The sequence below is a fragment of the Leisingera aquaemixtae genome, from assembly GCF_001458395.1.
Lineage (GTDB): Bacteria > Pseudomonadota > Alphaproteobacteria > Rhodobacterales > Rhodobacteraceae > Leisingera > Leisingera aquaemixtae.
Genome location: NZ_CYSR01000021.1, coordinates 239,384 through 256,790, shown reverse-complemented (window position 1 = coordinate 256,790; position 17,407 = coordinate 239,384). Strand labels below are relative to the sequence as shown.

The following is a 17,407-nucleotide window of genomic DNA, read 5'->3' as shown; positions in this document are numbered from 1 at the left end:
CCCGCAAGGGGGCTCTGTCTGCCTCAAGTTGCGCGGGCTTTCTGCCGTGCCCGCGTCTCTTTCTTATCAAAAGAGTGTTAATGGCCTACGCGGCGAATTTGGCCTTATTATGTCGAATTGTGTCATAGATATTCAACGAAGTTTTAACAGTCTGGCCCGCAGCCGTGGGTTTGGGGCGGTTTGCAGGGGCGGAGCGGACCAGTGGGGCGGGGCATGACTGTTTCCGGAGGTGAAACAATGGGCGGCAGCGGGCAGCTTAAGACGCAGATTCGCAACTGCCGGATCTGTGCGGAGCGCTTTGCCGCCACCGCCACCGCGCACGCGCCCCGGCCGGTTGTCTGGTTCCGCCCCGCGGCCCGGATCCTGATCGCGGGCCAGGCGCCGGGGGCGCGGGTGCACGGCAGCGGCAGGCCGTTTACCGACCCTTCCGGCGACCGGCTGCGCGCCTGGCTGGGGCTGACGGAGGCGGAGTTCTACGACAAGGACCGGGTGGCGGTGGTGCCGATGGGGTTCTGTTTCCCCGGCTATAACGACAAGAAAGCCGACCTGCCGCCGCCTGCCGTTTGCAGCAGAACCTGGCATCATCTGGTGATGGCAGAGCTGCCCGGTGTGCGGCTCAAGGTGCTGGTGGGCGCCCATGCGCAGCGCTATCACCTGGGGGTGAAGGCGCCGGTGACAGAGCTGGTGCGCGGCTGGCGGGATCATGCGCCGCAGGTCTTCCCCTTGCCGCATCCGTCCTGGCGTAATACCGCATGGCTGAAGAAAAACCCCTGGTTCGAGGCCGAGCTGCTGCCGGTGCTGCAGGCCCGGGTGAAGGAGCTGATGCGATGACAGAAGAAACCCCGCTGGATCTGGCCCATGCCGCGATGGAGGCAGCGCCCGCCGAGGATGCCGCCCGCCTGCGGTTTTACGAACGGCTGGCCGATGCAGAGCTGTTCCTGATGCTGGCAGCGGAGGCTGAGGGGGAGCAGATCTCGCCGGAGCTGTTCGAGACGCCGGACGGGGCCTTTGTGCTGGTGTTCGACCGCGAGGAGCGGCTGGCGCAGTTTGCAGGCAAGCCTGTGCCTTACGCGGCGCTGTCGGGCCGGGTGATCGCGCAGATGCTGGCCGGGCAGGGCATCGGCCTGGGGCTGAACCTGGAGGTGGCGCCCTCTGCCATCCTGATCCCGTCAGAGGCGGTCGGCTGGCTGCATCAGACGCTGGGCCACGCGCCGGATGAGGTTGAGGCCGCAGTGGAGATGTTCACCGCGCCCAAGGGGTTGCCCGAGGCGCTGCTGACGGCGCTGGATGCCAAGCTCGCCACCGCGGGCGGGCTAGCGGCGGCGGCCTATCTGGCGGGTGTGCGCTATGCCGGGGGCGGGCAGGGGCATCTCTTGGGCTTTGTCGGCGCCAAGGAGGCCGCGCAGTCCTCGCTCGCCAAGGCGGCCAGCGAGGCACTGACCTTTTCCGGCATCGAGGCCGGGGCGATGGATGTGGCATTCTTCGCGGCGGAGGATCCGGCGGCCGCCAGCCTGGCCCGCGTCGGGCTGCGGTTCGACCTGCCTCAGCCGCCAGCGCCGCAGGAATACAGGCCGGTGACGCCGGGCAGCGACCCCGAGAAGCCGCCGCGCCTGAAGTAGCGCGTCCTCGCCTCGCGCCGGTTTCGCCTTATCTGCTGCTGCAGGGGCATGGCCAGGCGCCATGCCCGGCAACCCGGCAGGGAGGGAGAGAACGATGTCCATCAAACAGACAGCACATGATTTCTGCGAAGCCTGCGATGCGGGCAAGGGGTGGGACGTCTGCAAGCAGTGGTGCGCGGAGGATGCCACGTTCTCTGTCCAGGCGGATGCGCTGGCGGAGATCACGACGCTTGCGGACTATACGGAATGGGCCAAGGGGCTGCTGACCCCGATGCCGGACGCCCATGCGGAGTTCAAATCGCTGGCCGTGGATGAGGACGCCGGGCGCGCGATCCTGTTTGCGGTCTTTCACGGCACCCATACGGCGGATGCCGGCAACGGCGCACCGACGGGCAGGAAAGTGGCCTCGGATTACGTCTATGTTCTGGATTTCGACGGGCCGAAGATCCGCGGCATGACCAAGGTCTGGAACGATGTTCATGCCCTGACCCAATTGGGCTGGATGTAGGGCCGCGAGAAGCGAAAACGCCCGCGTTGCCGCGGGCGCTCGGGTCAACTTAGGGGGCGGGTGCGGTTACTCCGCCGCCGGCTCCAGCTTGTCCTGGGTGCGGGTCTCGAAATCGCTGGCGTCGTGGCGCTCGTGCAGCTGCATGTGCGGCTCGCCGAAGGAGCGGTTCACCATGCGGCCGCGCTGCACTGCCGGGCGGGCGTCGATTGCCTTGGCCCAGCGGACCACGTGTTTGTAGCTTTCGGCGTCCAGGAATTCGGCGGCATCATACAGGCGGCCCAGAACCAGCTGGCCGTACCAGGGCCAGATCGCGATGTCGGCAATGGTGTAGTCCTCGCCTGCGATATAGGTGCGCTCCGCCAGCTGCCGGTCCAGCACGTCAAGCTGGCGCTTGGTTTCCATCGCGAAGCGGTCGATCGGGTACTGCCACTTCTCCGGCGCATAGGCATAGAAATGGCCAAAGCCGCCGCCCAGGTAGGGCGCGCTGCCCATCTGCCAGAACAGCCAGTTCAGGGTCTCGGTGCGGGCCGCGCCGTCCTTGGGCAGGAACGCCCCGAATTTCTCCGCCAGATGCACCAGGATCGAGCCGCTCTCAAACACCCGCACCGGCTCTGCGCCGCTGCGGTCCAGCAGCGCCGGGATCTTGGAGTTCGGGTTGATCTCCACAAAGCCGGAGCCGAACTGGTCGCCGTCCCCGATCTGGATCAGCCAGGCGTCATATTCGGCGCCGGCATGGCCTGCGGCCAGCAGCTCCTCGAACATCACGGTGACCTTCACCCCGTTCGGCGTCGCCAGCGAATAGAGCTGAAAGGGGTGCTCGCCCGCCGGCAGGTCCTTGTCGTGGGTGGCGCCGGCAACCGGGCGGTTGGTGGAGGCAAACTGGCCGCCATTGCCTTTTTCCCATTTCCAGACTTTCGGCGGGGTATAGGGGGTGTCGCTCATCTGTCGGGCCTTGTCCTGATTGTTTCCTGTTCCGGGTCACCCGCGCACGCTGGGGCGGCCGGCTCCGGCTGAGATAAGGGGTTATTTGCAAATTCCAATGACTGGAAGGTCTGCGCGCGGAAATTTTACAATCCGCTCACGCGCCTGTCCTCAGCGGACACAGAGCCGTGAGCCCCCCTTCGCATTTGCCGCCGGGGCAGTAATGTCAATGGCGAAGCCGGAGCCGCGCGCTGGCGGCTCCGGCGAAGCGATCACCAAGGAAAGGGATGATTTCATGAAGCGTCTTGCATTTGCTGCTGCGGCAGCGCTGTCCTTTGCCCTGCCGGCCTTTGCGGGCGAGCAATATGTCGACGGCACCGGCTATGCGGTGTCGGGCTATGACGTGGTGGCCTACCGCAGCCTGGAGATGAACCCGCCCGGCACGCCGCAGACCGCCCCGGTGCGCGGCAACGCGGCCTATACCGCCGAGTACAACGGCGCCACCTGGGCGTTCTCCTCGGCAGAGAACCGCGACACCTTCGCGGCGAACCCGGCCTATTACGCGCCGCAGTACGACGGCCACTGCGCCTATGGCGTCTCCAAGGGCGGCAAGGTGCCCGCCAACCCGAACCTGTGGCGCATCGTTGACGACAAGCTGTATCTGAACATCACCGACGTGGTGGTTGGCTTCTGGGAAGCGGACATCCCCGGCAATATCACCCTCGCCGAAGGCAACTGGCCGGGGATCGAACCCAAGGCGGCCTCCGACAGCGTGATCCCGAAGTTCACGTCTGAAGGGCCGGTGACGAACTGAATATGCATGCAGGCAAGGCGGGGGCTTTGCCTGCAAACCCAATTAAAAGCAGTCGTTGTGCCAAAGTGCAGCGAAAGACGGCAGAGAGCCCAAACTTACCTAAATGCTGCAAAATAACTAATGTCAGCTCTTAGATTTTTTGCGCCGCAAGTGCTTAGTCGATATGCTAAGTTATTCGTCGCATTAGTTGGGGAGGTTCGATGTGGCTGGGCTGGGCGGAACGGACTTTATCGAAGCTGGATCAGGACCAAAGGTCATCCTAATTCATTCGAGCGTTGCCGGTGCGCGGCAATGGGGCAACCTCATGAGCGCACTTTCTGACAAGTTTCACCTCATAGCCATCAACTTGTTTGGTTACGGAGCCACCGATGGCTGGCCCAAGAGTGAAACGCAGACGCTTGAGGACCAAGCTAGGCTACTACAACCCTTTCTTCCCGATGACGGAGAGAAAGTTTCCATAGTAGGGCATTCGTATGGCGGAAGCGTAGCGATGAAAGCCGCAGCACTATTCAAAGACCATATTGACCGCCTGGTCTTGATCGAACCCAACCCCTTTTACTTACTGGAGCAGAATGGTCGCGACGTGGCGTTTCAAGAAGCAACAAGTCTGCGCAACACAATCAAGCAAAGCGGAAAGGACAACACCTGGCCGATAGCCGCAGAGGTTTTTGCGAATTATTGGACAGGCCAGGGAAGCTGGGACGCTATGCCGGAAGAGCGACGAGCAAAATTCACTAAGGCTCTGGAGCCTAATTTCCACGAGTGGGATGGGGTAATGAATGAAAAGACACCACTATCTGATTGGGAGGCTCAATTGCCAAGCAATACAACTGTTGTCTCTGCGGCAGACACGGTCCGAAGCATCGACGAAATCGTATCGCTGATGAGAGAAAACATACCTCATTGGAGGTTCGAAATGATAGAACGCGGTGGGCACATGGCAGCAATGACGAAGCCTGATCTGATGAACCCTATAATCGAGCGAGCTCTAGAAAGATAAACTCTGTCAGCGACTGATCTACAAAAATTCCATGCTATAGCTGCAAAGCGGTCATTTGATCCGCCGCAGCGGACGGCAGCAAAGTCCCGCCTGGGCCTAATTCCATCCGATGCATTGAAAAGTCTGCTTCCTGCTCAAACTGGACGAAGCATTTTGCTACGCGGCGCCCGTTAACAAACATAGCCCCGCAAAAGCAAAAGCCCCGGACGCAATGCCGGGGCTTTTTAATCTCAAACTGCCGCCAGCCTCAGCGGCGGCGGTCGCGGCGGGAGGACATCGGCTGGAACGCCACGCCAACATGCGCCTCGCAATAGGGTTTGCCCTGCTGCGCGGGCAAGCCGCAGAACCAGAAGTCCTCGGTCGCGGGATCCCCAACCGGCCATTTGCAGGTGCGCTCGGTCAGCTCCATCAGGCCCAGCTTCTTGGCCTTCTTCTCGACCTCGTTCACCTTGGCCAGCGCCTCGGGGCTGATTTCATTGGCCGAGGGCTGCGGCGGCAGCGGCTGGCCGGCCGGGATGATCTGGCGGCGCGCAGGCGTTGCGGGCTTGGCGTCCGCGGACGGCTGGGCCGCGGCCGGGCGCGCCGGTTCGGTCTTGGGCTGCGGCTTGGGCTTGGGCGCGGCCGCAGGCTTGGGCGCGGCAGCGGCGGCGGGTGCTGCTGCGGGCTTTTCCTTGGGCTCTGCGGCCTTGGCGCTGCCGCTGTTGCGGTTGGACAGGCCGAGGCGGTGAACCTTGCCGATCACGGCGTTGCGGGTGACGCCGCCCAGTTCTTTTGCGATCTGGCTGGCCGACTGGCCTTCGCCCCACATTTTCTTGAGCAGTTCGACGCGCTCGTCTGTCCAGGACATCTGTTGCCTTTCCAAGCTAATAGCGGCCCCAGGGGTTCTGCGGCCGCCATCATATTCCGTATGTTGGCTCTATTTTAATCACTGCGGGCGGAGTTACAAGGCATCTTGCGCCCCAAGCGGCAGCCGTTATGCAGGCAAGGCAGCAAAAAACGCAAGGGGACAGCATGGCGGATCGGGGATATCAGGTCGAACTGGGCGCGCGCAGGTTCGGGCAGGTGAACTGGCTGGGGCTGAAAGCGCTGGCCTGGCGCGAGGTGAAACGGTTCCTGGTGGTCTGGACCCAGACCCTGCTGGCGCCGCTGGTGACCGCGGCGCTGTTCCTGATGATCTTCAACATCGCCATCGGCCCCCGGCGCGGCGACGTGATGGGGGTGCCGTTCCTGACCTTTCTGGCGCCGGGCATCATGATGATGACGGTGATCCAGAACGCCTTTGCCAATACCTCCTCCTCGATCGTGATTGCCAAGGTGCAGGGCAACATCGTCGACACGCTGATGCCGCCGCTGTCGGGTCTGGAGATCCTGCTGGGCTATCTGGCGGGCGCGGTGGCGCGGGGCACGCTGGTGGCGCTGGGCATCGGGCTGGGGCTGATGGCGGTCTTGCAGATCGTGCCCGCGCACCCGCTGGTGGCGCTGTTGTTCATCGTGCTGGGCGCGGCCTTCCTGGGCGGCTTGGGCATTGTCGCCGGGGTCTTTGCCGACAAGTTCGACCAGATGGCGGCGATCACCAATTTCATCGTGACGCCCCTGGCGTTCCTGTCCGGCACTTTTTATTCGGTGGAGGCGCTGCCGCCGGTGCTCAAGGCGATCTCGCATGTGAACCCGGTGTTTTACCTGATCGACGGGGTGCGATTCGGGGTGATCGGCACTTCCGACAGCCCGCCGCTGCCGGGGCTGGCGGTGTGCAGCGGTGCAACCTTTGCCGTCTGCCTGCTGGCCTGGGTGATGCTGCGCACCGGCTACCGGCTGAAACCCTGACACCGCTGCGCCGCTACTGCGCAGGCAGCGGGTCATCGGCGGGGAGCGCCGCGGCCCTGTTGCGCCCCAGCCGCGGATGCAGCTTGCCCGCCAGCAGGGCGGCAAAGGCCATGGCGCCGGCCCCCGCGGCAAAGATCCCGGCCAGCGGCGACACCATCAGCACCAGCCAGGCGGCCCCCGGCGTCACGATGCCGGAGATGTCGCGGTAGCTGGAATAGACCGCCGACATCTCGGTCCGCTCGGACGGTTTCACCGCCATCAGGAACGGCAGCCCGCCGCAGATGTCCAGGAGGATCAGCGCCGCAGACCCGGCCATCAGCAGAGCCACCGACACCGCAGGCCAGCCCTGCAGCGCCGCTGCCGCGCCGAAACAGAGCGTGACGGTCAGGAACCCTGTGCGCACTGCCATCCGGATCGAATGCCGCTGCACCCAGCGCTGCAGCAGCGGCGCGGCAAACAGGCAGCCGTTGGTGATTGACAGCAGAATGCCGCCCAGTTCCTGCCCCAGCCCCTTCTCGATGGCAAAGATCGGCAGGTAGACCACGTAAATCCACCAGCCGGAGGAGCGGATCACCGCAAACAGCCAGCCGGTCACCAGCCGCGGCTGCTCCAGGAAGCGCGGCAGGTATTTCAGCGGGCTGGAGGCGGGGCCGCGGGCGCGGGCGATCTGCTTGCCGTTGCCCATCCGCATCCACCAGAAGGCCGCCAGCATCACGAGGGCCGCTGCGGCGGAGATCAGGAACGGGGCGGGCGCCCAGACCTCCAGCAGCAGCACGCCGGTCATCGGCCCGGCGGTCCAGCCCAGGGCCGAATAGAACATCCGCGAGGTCTCGCATCTGCCCAGCTCGACCGGGGCAATGTAGTCCAGCACATAGGCGTTGAAGCAGACGAATGTGGTGACCGCCGCCATGGTGTTGAGCGCCAGCGCGGCCAGCACCGACGCGGGGCTGCCTTCGATGGCAAAGCCCGCCGACAAGACGAACATCAGCGCCCCCAGGGTGTAGGCCCAGCGGCGCGGCACCAGCCGGACCAGCGCGGGCACCATCAGCCCGGCAATCAGCGACAGCACGCCCACCGCGAAATAGGAGGCGGAGACCAGGCCCGCATCCCCCAGCGCCCGGTAGATGATCAGCGGAAACACAGAGATCAGCGTGCCGCGCACCACCGCCTCAAACCCCGCCAGAATGCCGAAGTCCCGCACCGAGGGCACCGGCGCATGGCGCAGCCATTCTGGGATCCGTCTCTCATGCATCTGCGTGCTCCTGTCCTGCTAAGGGGCAGGGTGGCGCGCCCGGCAGGCGGAGAATGCCTGTTTTCGACGCAGGTGCCGCTCATGGGCCAGTGGCAGGAATATCTTTCTCGCTGGCCGCGGTCCGGTGCGGTTCCTTCCCGGCGGCTGCGGCGCGGCCTGCTGGCGGCCGCACTCGGCCCTCGCGCCAGGCCAGCACGGCGGCCCCGGCCAGGATGATGCAGGCGCCGAGGACGGAAATGGCATCCGGCACCGCGCCAAAGCCAAGGAAGTCATAAAGGGCAGCAAACACCAGTGTGGCATAGCTGAACGGTGCAACGAAGGAGGCATCCGCCCGCGCCATCCCGTTGATGAAACAGGCCTGTGCGCAGGCCATCAACAGCCCCAGGGCCGCCAGCGCCGCCCATTGCGCCGGGCTTGGCATCTGCCAGACCGGCAGCACCGCGCAGCTGGCGATCACCAGCCCCAAGAGGTTGTTGACCCACAAGATCTGCAAGGGCGCCTCGCGGCCCGCCAGCTTCTTGATGAAGATCAGCTCCAGCCCCATCACCGCCGCCGCGCCCAGGGCCAGCAGCGCCGCGGGCTGGAAGCTGGCAGGCGTGGGCCGCAGCAGGATCATCGCGCCGGTCAAGGCGATCAGCGCCGCGCCCCAGCGCCAGGGGCCGACCCGTTCCCCCAGCAGCGGAATGGCCAGCAGCATGCCGAAGACCGGGTTGAGGAAGGTGATCGCGGTGGCATCGGCCAGCGGGATATAGGCCACGGAGGCAAACATCAGCGTCACCCCCGCCCAGCCAAAGGACGTGCGCCCGATGTGATAGCCCCAATGCGGGCGGCTGAAGCGCGGCCGCAGGACCAGCACCGCCGTTGAGATGGCCATGAAGGCAAACAGGAAGCGGCCGTGGCTGATCTGCAGCGGGTGCAGCGGTTCGCCCAGCAGATCCGTCCCCAATGCCTTGGCCATCAGCGTGGTGCCGGCAATGAAGGTCGTTGCCGCCAGGATCAGGGCAGCGGCCAGGGGCGGGTTTTCAGCGGTGTCGCGGCGCATGTGCAAGCGGTGCGGCAAGCCGCCGCGGGATGCAAGGGAAAAGGGTTCGGCCGCTGCCGCAGGCTTGAGGCGCGGCAGGCAGGCTGCTCCGCAGAGTTGAGAAGATAAGGGGCTCTGCCCCTCTTGGCCTTACGGCCAATTCACCCCGGAGTATTTCGCCAAAGGTGAATGGGACGGGCGGTGCGCTGCGGCGGATTGGCGGATCGAATGACACAAATGGGGTTTTCTTTCGGCGAAACCTCCATTATGGAACCCATCCATGATCAAACGCGCAGATATCACCGTTTCGCGACGCCGACGCCGCCTGGCGTGACCGGCCCCTGATCTGTTGCGCCTTCTCTGCGGCGCATCCCCCCTCGAAATCCAGCGATCCACCGTTGACCCAAGGCCAGGCTTACGTCACAGCTTTGGCTTCTACCTTAGAAAAAGGATGATCCCGATGATCCCGTCCGTTCTGCCGACCTACAACCGTGCCCCGCTTGAGTTCGTCAAAGGCGAAGGCGCCTGGCTGACCACGGCGGACGGGCGCCGCTTTCTGGATCTGGGCTCCGGCATCGCCGTGAACGCGCTGGGCCATGCCCATCCGGCGCTGGTGGAAGCGCTGACCGCGCAGGCGCAGAACCTGTGGCATGTCTCCAACCTCTACCAGATCCCGCAGCAGCAGGCGCTGGCGGACAAGCTGGTGGAGCATACCTTTGCCGACACCGTGTTCTTCACCAACTCCGGCACCGAGGCCTGCGAGCTGGCGGTGAAGATGGCGCGCAAGTATTTCTATGACAAGGGCCAGCCGGAGCGGGTGGAGATCCTCACCTTTGACGGCTCCTTCCATGGCCGGTCCTCTGCCGGGATCGCCGCCGCGGGCTCCGAGAAGATGGTCAAGGGCTTCGGCCCGCTGCTGCCCGGTTTCGTGCATCTGACCTTTGGCGACCTCGATGGCGTCACCAACGCGATCTCGGAAAAGACCGCCGCGATCCTGATCGAGCCGGTGCAGGGCGAGGGCGGCATCCGCCCGGTGCCGGATGCAGAGCTGAAGGCGCTGCGTCAGATCTGCGACGACAACGGCCTGTTGCTGATCCTCGACGAGGTGCAATGCGGGGTGGGGCGCACCGGCAAGCTGTTCGCCCATGAATGGGCGGGCATTACCCCCGACATCATGATGGTGGCCAAGGGCATCGGCGGCGGCTTCCCGCTGGGCGCGGTGCTGGCGACCGAGGACGCGGCCAGCGGCATGACCGCGGGCACCCACGGCTCCACCTACGGCGGCAACCCGCTGGGCTGCGCGGTGGGCTGCGCGGTGATGGATCACATCGCCGATGAGGCCTTCCTGGCCGAGGTGAACCGCAAGGCGGGCCTCATGCGGCAAAAGCTCGAAGGTCTGGTGGCCGATCATCCCGAGGTGTTCGAGGAGGTGCGCGGCGCCGGCCTGATGCTGGGCCTCAAATGCAAGGCGGTGAACGCCGATGTGGTCCAGGCGGGCTATGGCAACGAGCTGATCACCGTGCCGGCAGCGGACAACGTGATCCGCCTGCTGCCGCCGCTGACCCTGACCGATGAGGACATCGCCGAGGCCGTCCGCCGCCTGGACAAAACCGCCGCCCAGGTCGCCGCCGCCTGATTTTCACCTTTTCAAAAATACTCCCGGGGGTCCGGGGGCAGGCAGCCCCCGGCCTTCGCCAGCCAGAAGCGATAGGACTATGAAGCATTTCCTCGACATCCACAAAACCGGCCCCGCAGACCTGCGCGCGATCATCGATCAGGCCAAGGCCACCAAGCAGGCGCGCCTGGGACGCCCCAAGGCGGCGCTGGATGATGAGCTGCCGCTGAAAGACAAGATGGTGGCGCTGATTTTTGAGAAACCCTCGACCCGGACCCGTGTGTCCTTTGACGTGGGCGTGCGCCAGATGGGCGGCCAGACCATGGTGCTGTCGGGCAAGGACATGCAGCTGGGCCATGGCGAAACCATTGCCGACACCGCGCGCGTCCTCAGCCGCTATGTCGACATGATCATGATCCGGACCTTTGACGAGACCGTGCTGACCGAGATGGCGGAATACTCGGACGTGCCGGTGATCAACGGCCTGACCGACCGCACCCACCCCTGCCAGATCATGGCCGACGTGCTCACCTACGAAGAGCACCGCGGCCCGATCCAGGGCAAGAAGGTGGTCTGGTGCGGCGACGGCAACAACGTCTGCGCGTCCTTCCTGCATGCGGCCGGCCAGTTCGGCTTCGACCTCACCTTCGCAGGCCCGGCGCAGCTGGACCCGGAGGAGGAATTTGTCGGCCTGGCGCGCAAGGCGGGCTCCAAGGTGGTGATCGAGCGCGACGCGGCCAAGGCGGTCGAAGGCGCGGATCTGGTGGTCACCGACACCTGGGTGTCGATGCATGACAGCCAGTCCTCCAAGGAGCGCCGCCACAACATGCTGCGCCCCTATCAGGTCAATGCGGAGCTGATGTCCCACGCCAAGCCGGATGCGCTGTTCATGCATTGCCTGCCGGCCCACCGCGAGGAGGAGGCGACCAGCCAGGTGATGGACGGGCCGAACTCGGTGATCTTCGACGAGGCCGAAAACCGGCTGCACGCGCAGAAGGCCATCATGCGCTGGTGCGCCGGCAGCTGAGGCCGGTGCCATGTATAGCCAAGCTTGAGGCCTAAGGGCGCGGCAGGGCGGGGCTCTCCCGCCTGCCGCGCCCCCTTCCCTGGAAGGGGACGTGCCAGTTGGGCGTGGCGCCGGGCCGCAGGCCCGGCGCGGTGACCGGACTGCAGCGGATGCGCGTAAGCCCCCGAACCCCTTGTGCAGGGGGCGCATTGCCGCCACCATCCTGCTGCCGGATAGGGGGAGGTTCCGCGATGGCAGACACATCATCAAAACCGCTTGCACTGATCGTGGGCGCAGGGGCGGGCCTGTCCGCCTCCCTTGCCCGGGCGCTGTCCCGGGAGGGCTATGCGCTGCATCTGGCGGCGCGCAGCACGGACAAGCTGCAAAGGCTGGCGGCAGAGACCGGAGCGCAGTTGCATGCGCTGGATGGCACCGATGCGGAAAAGGTCCGGCAACTGGTTGCGGGCCTCCAGGGGGCGTTGCGGGTGGCCTGCTATAACCCGTCGGCCCGTGTCCGCGGCCCGGTTGCGGAGCTGGACCCGGAACAGGTGCGCGAGGCGGTGGAGGTCACCGCCTTTGGCGCCTTTGTGCTGGGCCAGGCGGCGGCGAAACGGATGCTCACGCAGCAGCCAGAAGACGGGCGGCGCGGCACCATCCTGTTCACCGGCGCCTCCGCCGGGGTGAAGGGCTTTGCCCAGTCGGCGCCCTTTGCCATGGGCAAATTCGCACAGCGCGGCCTGGCGCAGTCGATGGCGCGGGAGCTGCACCCCAAGGGCATCCATGTCGCCTGGATCAATATCGATGGCGGCATCCGCAATGCGTCGCGCCCCGAACGGACAGAGGGCGCAGACAACCCCGACAGCATGCTGGACCCGGATGCCATCGCCGGAGAGTATATGAACCTGATCCATCAGCACCGCTCCGCCTGGAGCGACGAACTGGTGCTGCGGCCCTGGGTGGAGCGGTTCTAGGCAGCAGCGCAAGCCAAAGAAAAACCCCCGCAGCCAAAAGGCGCGGGGGTTTTTGCGGCTCCTGCGGTGCGGCTCAGCCGACGAAGGTGTTGAGCAGCAGGTAGATCACCGCTGACAGAAGGGCGGCGGCCGGAACAGTGATCACCCAGGCGGCCACGATGGTCATGAAGTGGCTGCGGCGCACCAGCTTGCGGCGGCGGCGTTCCTCCGGCGCGATGCGCTTTTCTGCCGGGCGGCCTGCGGCGGTCTTCTTCAGGCGGCGCTCCATGTGCCATTCGCGGAAGAAGCCGACGCCGAACACCGCGCCCACCGCGATATGGGTGGAGGAGACCGGCAGGCCCAGCCAGCTGGCCACAATCACGGTGATGGCGGCGGACAGCGACACGCAGTAAGCGCGCATCGGGTTCAGCTTGGTGATCTGGCTGCCGACCATGCGGATCAGCTTGGGGCCGAACAGGAACAGGCCGAAGGAGATGCCGAAGGCGCCGATCACCATCACCCAGGTCGGGATCGTCACCTTGGTGGCAAAGTCGCCGAACTCGGTCGCGTGCACGATGGCGGCCAGCGGGCCGACCGCATTGGCCACGTCGTTGGCGCCATGGGCGAAGGACAGGAGCGCGGCGGAAATCACCAGCGGCAGGCCGAACAGCGCCTTCAGCGACTTGTTGCGGTTCTCCATGCCTTCAGACTGGCGCTTGATCAGCGGCGCGGTGATCACATAGGACAGGGCGCCAATGCCGGCGCCGATCAGCAGCGCGGTTTCCAGGTCGATCTTGACGATCTTCTTCAGCCCTTTGAGGGCCAGATAAGAGGCAAAGGCGCCTGCCATGATCGCGACCAGCACCGGCACCCAGCGGCGGGCAGCGGCGATCTTGTCGTCCTGATAGATGATCTTGGCCTTGATGAAGGCCAGGAACAGGGCAGCAATCACCCCGCCCAGCACCGGCGAAATCACCCAGCTGGCAGCGATCTTGCCCATGGTGGGCCAGTTCACCGCGGCGGTGCCTGCGGCGGCCACGCCTGCGCCCAGCACGCCGCCCACGACCGAGTGGGTGGTGGACACGGGCGCGCCGACCCAGGTGGCCAGGTTCACCCACAGCGCCGAGGAGATCAGCGCCGCCATCATCGCCCAGATGAAGACATTGCTGCTGGACACCGCGGTGGGGTCGATGATGCCCTTGGAGATGGTCGAGACCACATCGCCGCCCGCCAGCAGCGCGCCGGCGCTTTCGGCAACGGCGGCAATCACGATGGCGCCGCCCATGGTCAGCGCGTTGGCGCCCACCGCCGGACCCATGTTGTTGGCCACGTCATTGGCGCCGATGTTGATCGCCATGTAAGCGCCAAAGGCCGCGGCGGCGATCACCACCATGCTCATGGCGGAGCCGCCGAAGAAGACGCCGGCGCCGAGGCCTGCCAGCACGATGAAGGCCAGCGCAATGCCCGGCGCCACCAGCGGGCGGGAGACATAGGCGGTGGCGAGTTCGAGCTGGGAGATCCGGTTCAGGTCCTTGTCCAGCGTGGTCCATTGCGTGCGCTGGGGTGCATCGCTCATAGTCGTATTCCTGATTCTGAGGTCTGCGGACGCGCCTAACGCCGCTGCGGGAGCGGTTCAAGCGTTTGACATGAAAATGTCACATAACTTTTACAATTGGCGCAGCAGCTCCTGCAGCTGCGGCTCCTGAACCAGTTCCGCGGCCTCCTCCGGGCGCATCCACCGGCGCGTGCGCTGGTGGGACTCGGGGTAATCATCCGCAAGCGCCTCGACTTCCGCGGCAAATATCAGCGTGGTCACCGGCTCATCGGCGCCGTGGCCGCGGCGCTTGAGGTAATTGAACTCGCCTACTGGCTGTTTGGAAATGCGGGCGGAGCGCACGCCGGCCTCTTCCCAGGCTTCCTGCAGCGCCGAGGCCGGCCCGTCCTTGCCCTCGACCGGCCAGCCCTTGGGGATGATCCAGCGGCCGGTGCCGCGGCTGGTGATCATCAGCACTTCCTTGCCGTGCGCGCCGGTGCGGTAGCACAGGGCGGCAACTTGCAGGCGGTTCGGTCGTTTCAGCATCGGCCTGAGGATTTCCTCCCAGGCGCGCGTCAGGGTGCGGGTCATCGCTGCTCAGCCTTTGGTGTTGGGTTGGCCCCGTGTTCTTGTGTGAAGTTGTGGGAAAGTATGCGGACTTGCCCGGAATATCAAGGCTGCCGCCTGAACGGGGCCGTCCCGCGCGGTTTTACGGCTGCGGTTTTACGGCCCGCTTGCGGCATCCCGCGCAGTATAGCCGGCAAGGGTGAAAAAAGCACTTACCAGACAGGCTCCAGCGCTGCGGCGGCGCTCCCGCCCGCTGGTCCGCGCATCAGGGATGCGCTGCCAGCGGTTGGGCCGGGCACCGCGCCTGCGGCGCGCTGCGGGCGCTCATTTGCGCCGTTTCGCGCGCAGCGTCGGGTCTTCCTGCGTCGGATCCTCCGGCCAGGGGTGCTTGGGGTACTGGGCCCGCATGTCCTTCCTCACATCGGCATAAGAACCTGCCCAGAAGCCGGGCAGGTCGCGGGTGATCTGGATCGGGCGCTGGGCGGGCGACAGGAGCGACACCTTCAGCGGCACGCCGCCTGCGGACGGGTGGCGGGTGACGCCGAACATCTCCTGCAGGCGGACGGAGATTTCGGGGATCTCGCCGTCATAGCTGATCGGGATCTTGCGCCCCAGCGGGGTGATGAAACTGCCCGGCGCCTCGCGGTCCAGCACTTGCGTCTGCTCCCAGCTGAGCGCGGCCTTGAGCGCGGGCAGCAGGTCGAAACGTTTCCAGTCCTCCGCCGATTTCACCCCGCCGAGCATTGGCAGCAGCCAGTCCTCCAGCGTGTCCGTCAGGCCGGGCTGCGAGAAATCGGGCAGGTCAAAGCCTTCCGCCCGCACCAGCTCCACCCGTGCGGCCAGCCGCGCCGCAGCACCGGTCAGCCGCAGGCCGAGGTCGCGCACCCCGTCCAGCATCGCCCGTGCCACGGCGTCCGGCGGCACATCCTTCCAGATGCGGTCGTCCAGCACCACGGCACCGAACCGTTCCTGCTGGCGCGCCACCACCCGGCGGTCGCGCTTGGACCAGGCACAGACATCCGTCCAGACGATCTGATCGGCAAACAGTTCGCGGATTTCCGCCAGCGAAATCTGCGCCGCCATCCGGATCTTCGCCTCGCGCGGATTGCCGTCGGTATCGAGCGCCACGATGAACGGCGCGCCTGCCAGCGTGTCGCCGCCGTCGAGGATGGCGCCCTTGCCGCCCGACAGCACAAAGCGCGGGGTGCCGCCCTTGCGGCGCTGGCCCGCACGGTCGGGATAGGCCAGTGCCGCCATCATGGCGGCGGACAGGCCCGCATCCCGGCGGCCAGCCTGTTTCTCCAGCCGCCGCGCCTCGCTCTTGATGCGCTCCGCCACCGGGCGGTTCAGCTGATAGGGGTGGCTGCGCGCAAACCCCTTGGGGTCCCTCAACGCCTTCAGCCGCAGCGACAGATCCGCAGGCGCGCCGCGCAGCGGATCGCGCTCGCCCAAAAGCGCTGCCAAAGGCGCCGCCGCAGGACCCGCCTGCAGCAGCATATGGCCAAGCCGCGGATGCAGGGGCAGGGCGGCCAGCGCCTTGCCGTGTTCGGTGATCCGCCCCTGCGCGTTCAGCGCCCCCAGCATGTGCAAAAGCGCCTGCGCCTCTGCCAGAGCGCCTGCGGGCGGCTGGGTCAGGAAGGACAGATCCTGAGGCGTGGCGCCCCACAGCGCCAGCTCCAGTGCCAGCGCAGTGAGATCGGCGCTTTCGATCTCGGCGGGCGGGAAGGCCATCAGCGCGCCTTCCTCGCCCTTGGTCCACAGCCGGTAGCAGATGCCCTCCGCCACCCGCCCCGCGCGGCCCTGGCGCTGGGTCGCCTCGGCGCGGGTCACTTTCTCCGTCACCAGCCGCGACATGCCGGAGCCGGGATCGAACCGCGCGCGCCGCGCCTGGCCCATATCCACCACCACCCTTATGTCCTGAATGGTCAGCGAGGTCTCGGCGATGGAGGTCGCCAGCACCACCTTGCGGCCCTGTGCCTCGGGCTGGATCGCCGCGCGCTGCTCGGCAAAGGGCAGGGCGCCGAACAGGGGCCGGATATGGCAGTGACCGGGCAGGCGCTTCTCCAGCGCGCCGGCGGCGCGGCGGATCTCACCCTCGCCGGGCAGGAACACCAGGATACCGCCGCCGGCAGCCTTCGTGTCCCTTTCGGCCTGCACAACCAGATCCGCCAAGGCGTCCACGCGGCGGGCCTGGGCGGGCAGGGGGCGCTCCAGCCAGCGGGTCTCCACCGGATAGCTGCGCCCCTCAGACGTCACCATCGGCGCGTCCATCAGCGCCGCCACCGGCTCGGCGTCCAGCGTCGCCGACATCGCCAGCAGCATCAGGTCCTCGCGCAGCGCGCCCGCCACCTCCAGGCACAGGGCCAGCCCCAGATCGGCGTTCAGCGAGCGTTCGTGGAATTCATCAAAGATCACCGCGCCGACGCCGGGCAGGTCCGGGTCCGATTGCAGCATCCGGGTCAGGATGCCCTCGGTCACCACCTCGATGCGGGTCGATTTCGAAACCTTCGCATCGCCCCGCACCCTGTAGCCGACGGTCTGCCCCGGTTTCTCCCCCAGCGTCTCCGCCATCCGCTCGGCAGCGGCGCGGGCGGCGAGGCGGCGCGGTTCCAGCATCACGATGCGGCCCGGCGTCAGCCCGGCCTCCAGCATCGCCAGCGGCACCCGCGTGGTCTTGCCCGCGCCGGGCGGCGCCTGCAGCACCGCACGGCCGCGGGCGCGCAGGGCGTCCAGCAATTCGGTGAGGGCGTCTTCGATCGGCAATCTGGTCATGTCC

16 protein-coding genes are annotated in these 17,407 nt (G+C 66.2%); 9 read left to right on the top strand and 7 right to left on the bottom strand.

The window, feature by feature from the left end; translation table 11 throughout:
- Positions 1–213: 213 nt before the first annotated feature.
- The 3 genes from PHA8399_RS09755 to PHA8399_RS09745 all read left to right on the top strand — a co-directional run bounded on the left by PHA8399_RS09755 (position 214) and on the right by PHA8399_RS09745 (position 2,127).
- A complete protein-coding gene (locus PHA8399_RS09755; protein WP_244270188.1) occupies positions 214–831 on the top strand; it encodes a uracil-DNA glycosylase family protein in 618 nt (205 codons plus the stop codon).
- Positions 828–1,619 carry an SseB family protein gene (locus PHA8399_RS09750; RefSeq protein WP_058285952.1) on the top strand — a complete coding sequence of 264 codons (792 nt, stop codon included), beginning with the start codon at positions 828–830 and terminating at the stop codon, positions 1,617–1,619. Before PHA8399_RS09755 ends, PHA8399_RS09750 begins: the two co-directional genes overlap by 4 nt.
- A 94-nt stretch (positions 1,620–1,713) precedes the next feature.
- A complete protein-coding gene (locus tag PHA8399_RS09745; RefSeq protein WP_058285951.1) occupies positions 1,714–2,127 on the top strand; it encodes an ester cyclase in 414 nt (137 codons plus the stop codon).
- A gap of 66 nt (positions 2,128–2,193) precedes the next feature.
- On the opposite strand, the gene yghU is transcribed toward PHA8399_RS09745, so the two are convergent.
- Positions 2,194–3,069 (bottom strand): glutathione-dependent disulfide-bond oxidoreductase, encoded by an 876-nt coding sequence (yghU, locus tag PHA8399_RS09740; protein WP_058285950.1) that lies wholly within the window; start codon positions 3,067–3,069, stop codon positions 2,194–2,196.
- A 274-nt stretch (positions 3,070–3,343) separates the two neighbouring features.
- Here yghU and PHA8399_RS09735 point away from each other — a divergent pair, with 274 nt between their 5' ends.
- Complete coding sequence (locus tag PHA8399_RS09735; RefSeq protein ID WP_058286155.1) at positions 3,344–3,862, top strand: YHS domain-containing (seleno)protein; 519 nt, start codon at positions 3,344–3,346, stop codon at positions 3,860–3,862.
- Positions 3,863–4,064: 202 nt separating this feature from the next.
- Complete coding sequence (locus tag PHA8399_RS09730) at positions 4,065–4,862, top strand: alpha/beta fold hydrolase (protein ID WP_158509259.1); 798 nt, start codon at positions 4,065–4,067, stop codon at positions 4,860–4,862.
- Between the two features lie 247 nt (positions 4,863–5,109).
- Here the strand turns inward: PHA8399_RS09730 and PHA8399_RS09725 are convergent, their stop codons facing one another.
- On the bottom strand, positions 5,110–5,709 hold the full coding sequence (locus PHA8399_RS09725; RefSeq protein ID WP_058285948.1) for a GcrA family cell cycle regulator: 600 nt from the start codon (positions 5,707–5,709) through the stop codon (positions 5,110–5,112).
- 164 nt (positions 5,710–5,873) lie between these two features.
- Here PHA8399_RS09725 and PHA8399_RS09720 point away from each other — a divergent pair, with 164 nt between their 5' ends.
- Positions 5,874–6,686, top strand: a complete 813-nt coding sequence (locus PHA8399_RS09720; protein WP_058285947.1) for an ABC transporter permease — start codon at positions 5,874–5,876, stop codon at positions 6,684–6,686.
- Between the two features lie 13 nt (positions 6,687–6,699).
- Here the strand turns inward: PHA8399_RS09720 and PHA8399_RS09715 are convergent, their stop codons facing one another.
- Entirely contained in the window at positions 6,700–7,938 is a 1,239-nt protein-coding gene (locus PHA8399_RS09715; RefSeq protein ID WP_058285946.1) for an MFS transporter, read from the bottom strand.
- A gap of 79 nt (positions 7,939–8,017) precedes the next feature.
- Positions 8,018–8,980: a DMT family transporter gene (locus PHA8399_RS09710; RefSeq protein ID WP_058285945.1), complete on the bottom strand. Its 963-nt coding sequence runs from the start codon at positions 8,978–8,980 to the stop codon at positions 8,018–8,020.
- 439 nt (positions 8,981–9,419) lie between these two features.
- Between PHA8399_RS09710 and PHA8399_RS09705 the strand changes: the two genes are divergently transcribed.
- From PHA8399_RS09705 to PHA8399_RS09695, 3 genes are all read left to right on the top strand, one after another.
- The gene (locus PHA8399_RS09705; protein ID WP_058286154.1) at positions 9,420–10,595 is read left to right on the top strand and encodes an aspartate aminotransferase family protein; all 1,176 of its coding nucleotides are present in this window, start codon (positions 9,420–9,422) and stop codon (positions 10,593–10,595) included.
- 79 nt (positions 10,596–10,674) lie between these two features.
- On the top strand, positions 10,675–11,601 hold the full coding sequence (gene argF, locus PHA8399_RS09700) for an ornithine carbamoyltransferase (protein WP_058285944.1): 927 nt from the start codon (positions 10,675–10,677) through the stop codon (positions 11,599–11,601).
- 230 nt (positions 11,602–11,831) lie between these two features.
- Positions 11,832–12,551, top strand: coding sequence for an SDR family NAD(P)-dependent oxidoreductase (locus PHA8399_RS09695; protein ID WP_058285943.1), 720 nt, complete (start codon positions 11,832–11,834; stop codon positions 12,549–12,551).
- 73 nt (positions 12,552–12,624) lie between these two features.
- Here PHA8399_RS09695 and PHA8399_RS09690 read toward each other — a convergent pair whose 3' ends face one another.
- From PHA8399_RS09690 to hrpB, 3 genes are all read right to left on the bottom strand, one after another.
- Positions 12,625–14,106: an inorganic phosphate transporter gene (locus PHA8399_RS09690; protein WP_058285942.1), complete on the bottom strand. Its 1,482-nt coding sequence runs from the start codon at positions 14,104–14,106 to the stop codon at positions 12,625–12,627.
- A 90-nt stretch (positions 14,107–14,196) separates the two neighbouring features.
- A complete protein-coding gene (locus PHA8399_RS09685; RefSeq protein ID WP_058285941.1) occupies positions 14,197–14,655 on the bottom strand; it encodes an NUDIX hydrolase in 459 nt (152 codons plus the stop codon).
- Positions 14,656–14,955: 300 nt separating this feature from the next.
- Positions 14,956–17,403 (bottom strand): ATP-dependent helicase HrpB, encoded by a 2,448-nt coding sequence (gene hrpB, locus PHA8399_RS09680; RefSeq protein WP_058285940.1) that lies wholly within the window; start codon positions 17,401–17,403, stop codon positions 14,956–14,958.
- Positions 17,404–17,407: the final 4 nt, after the last annotated feature.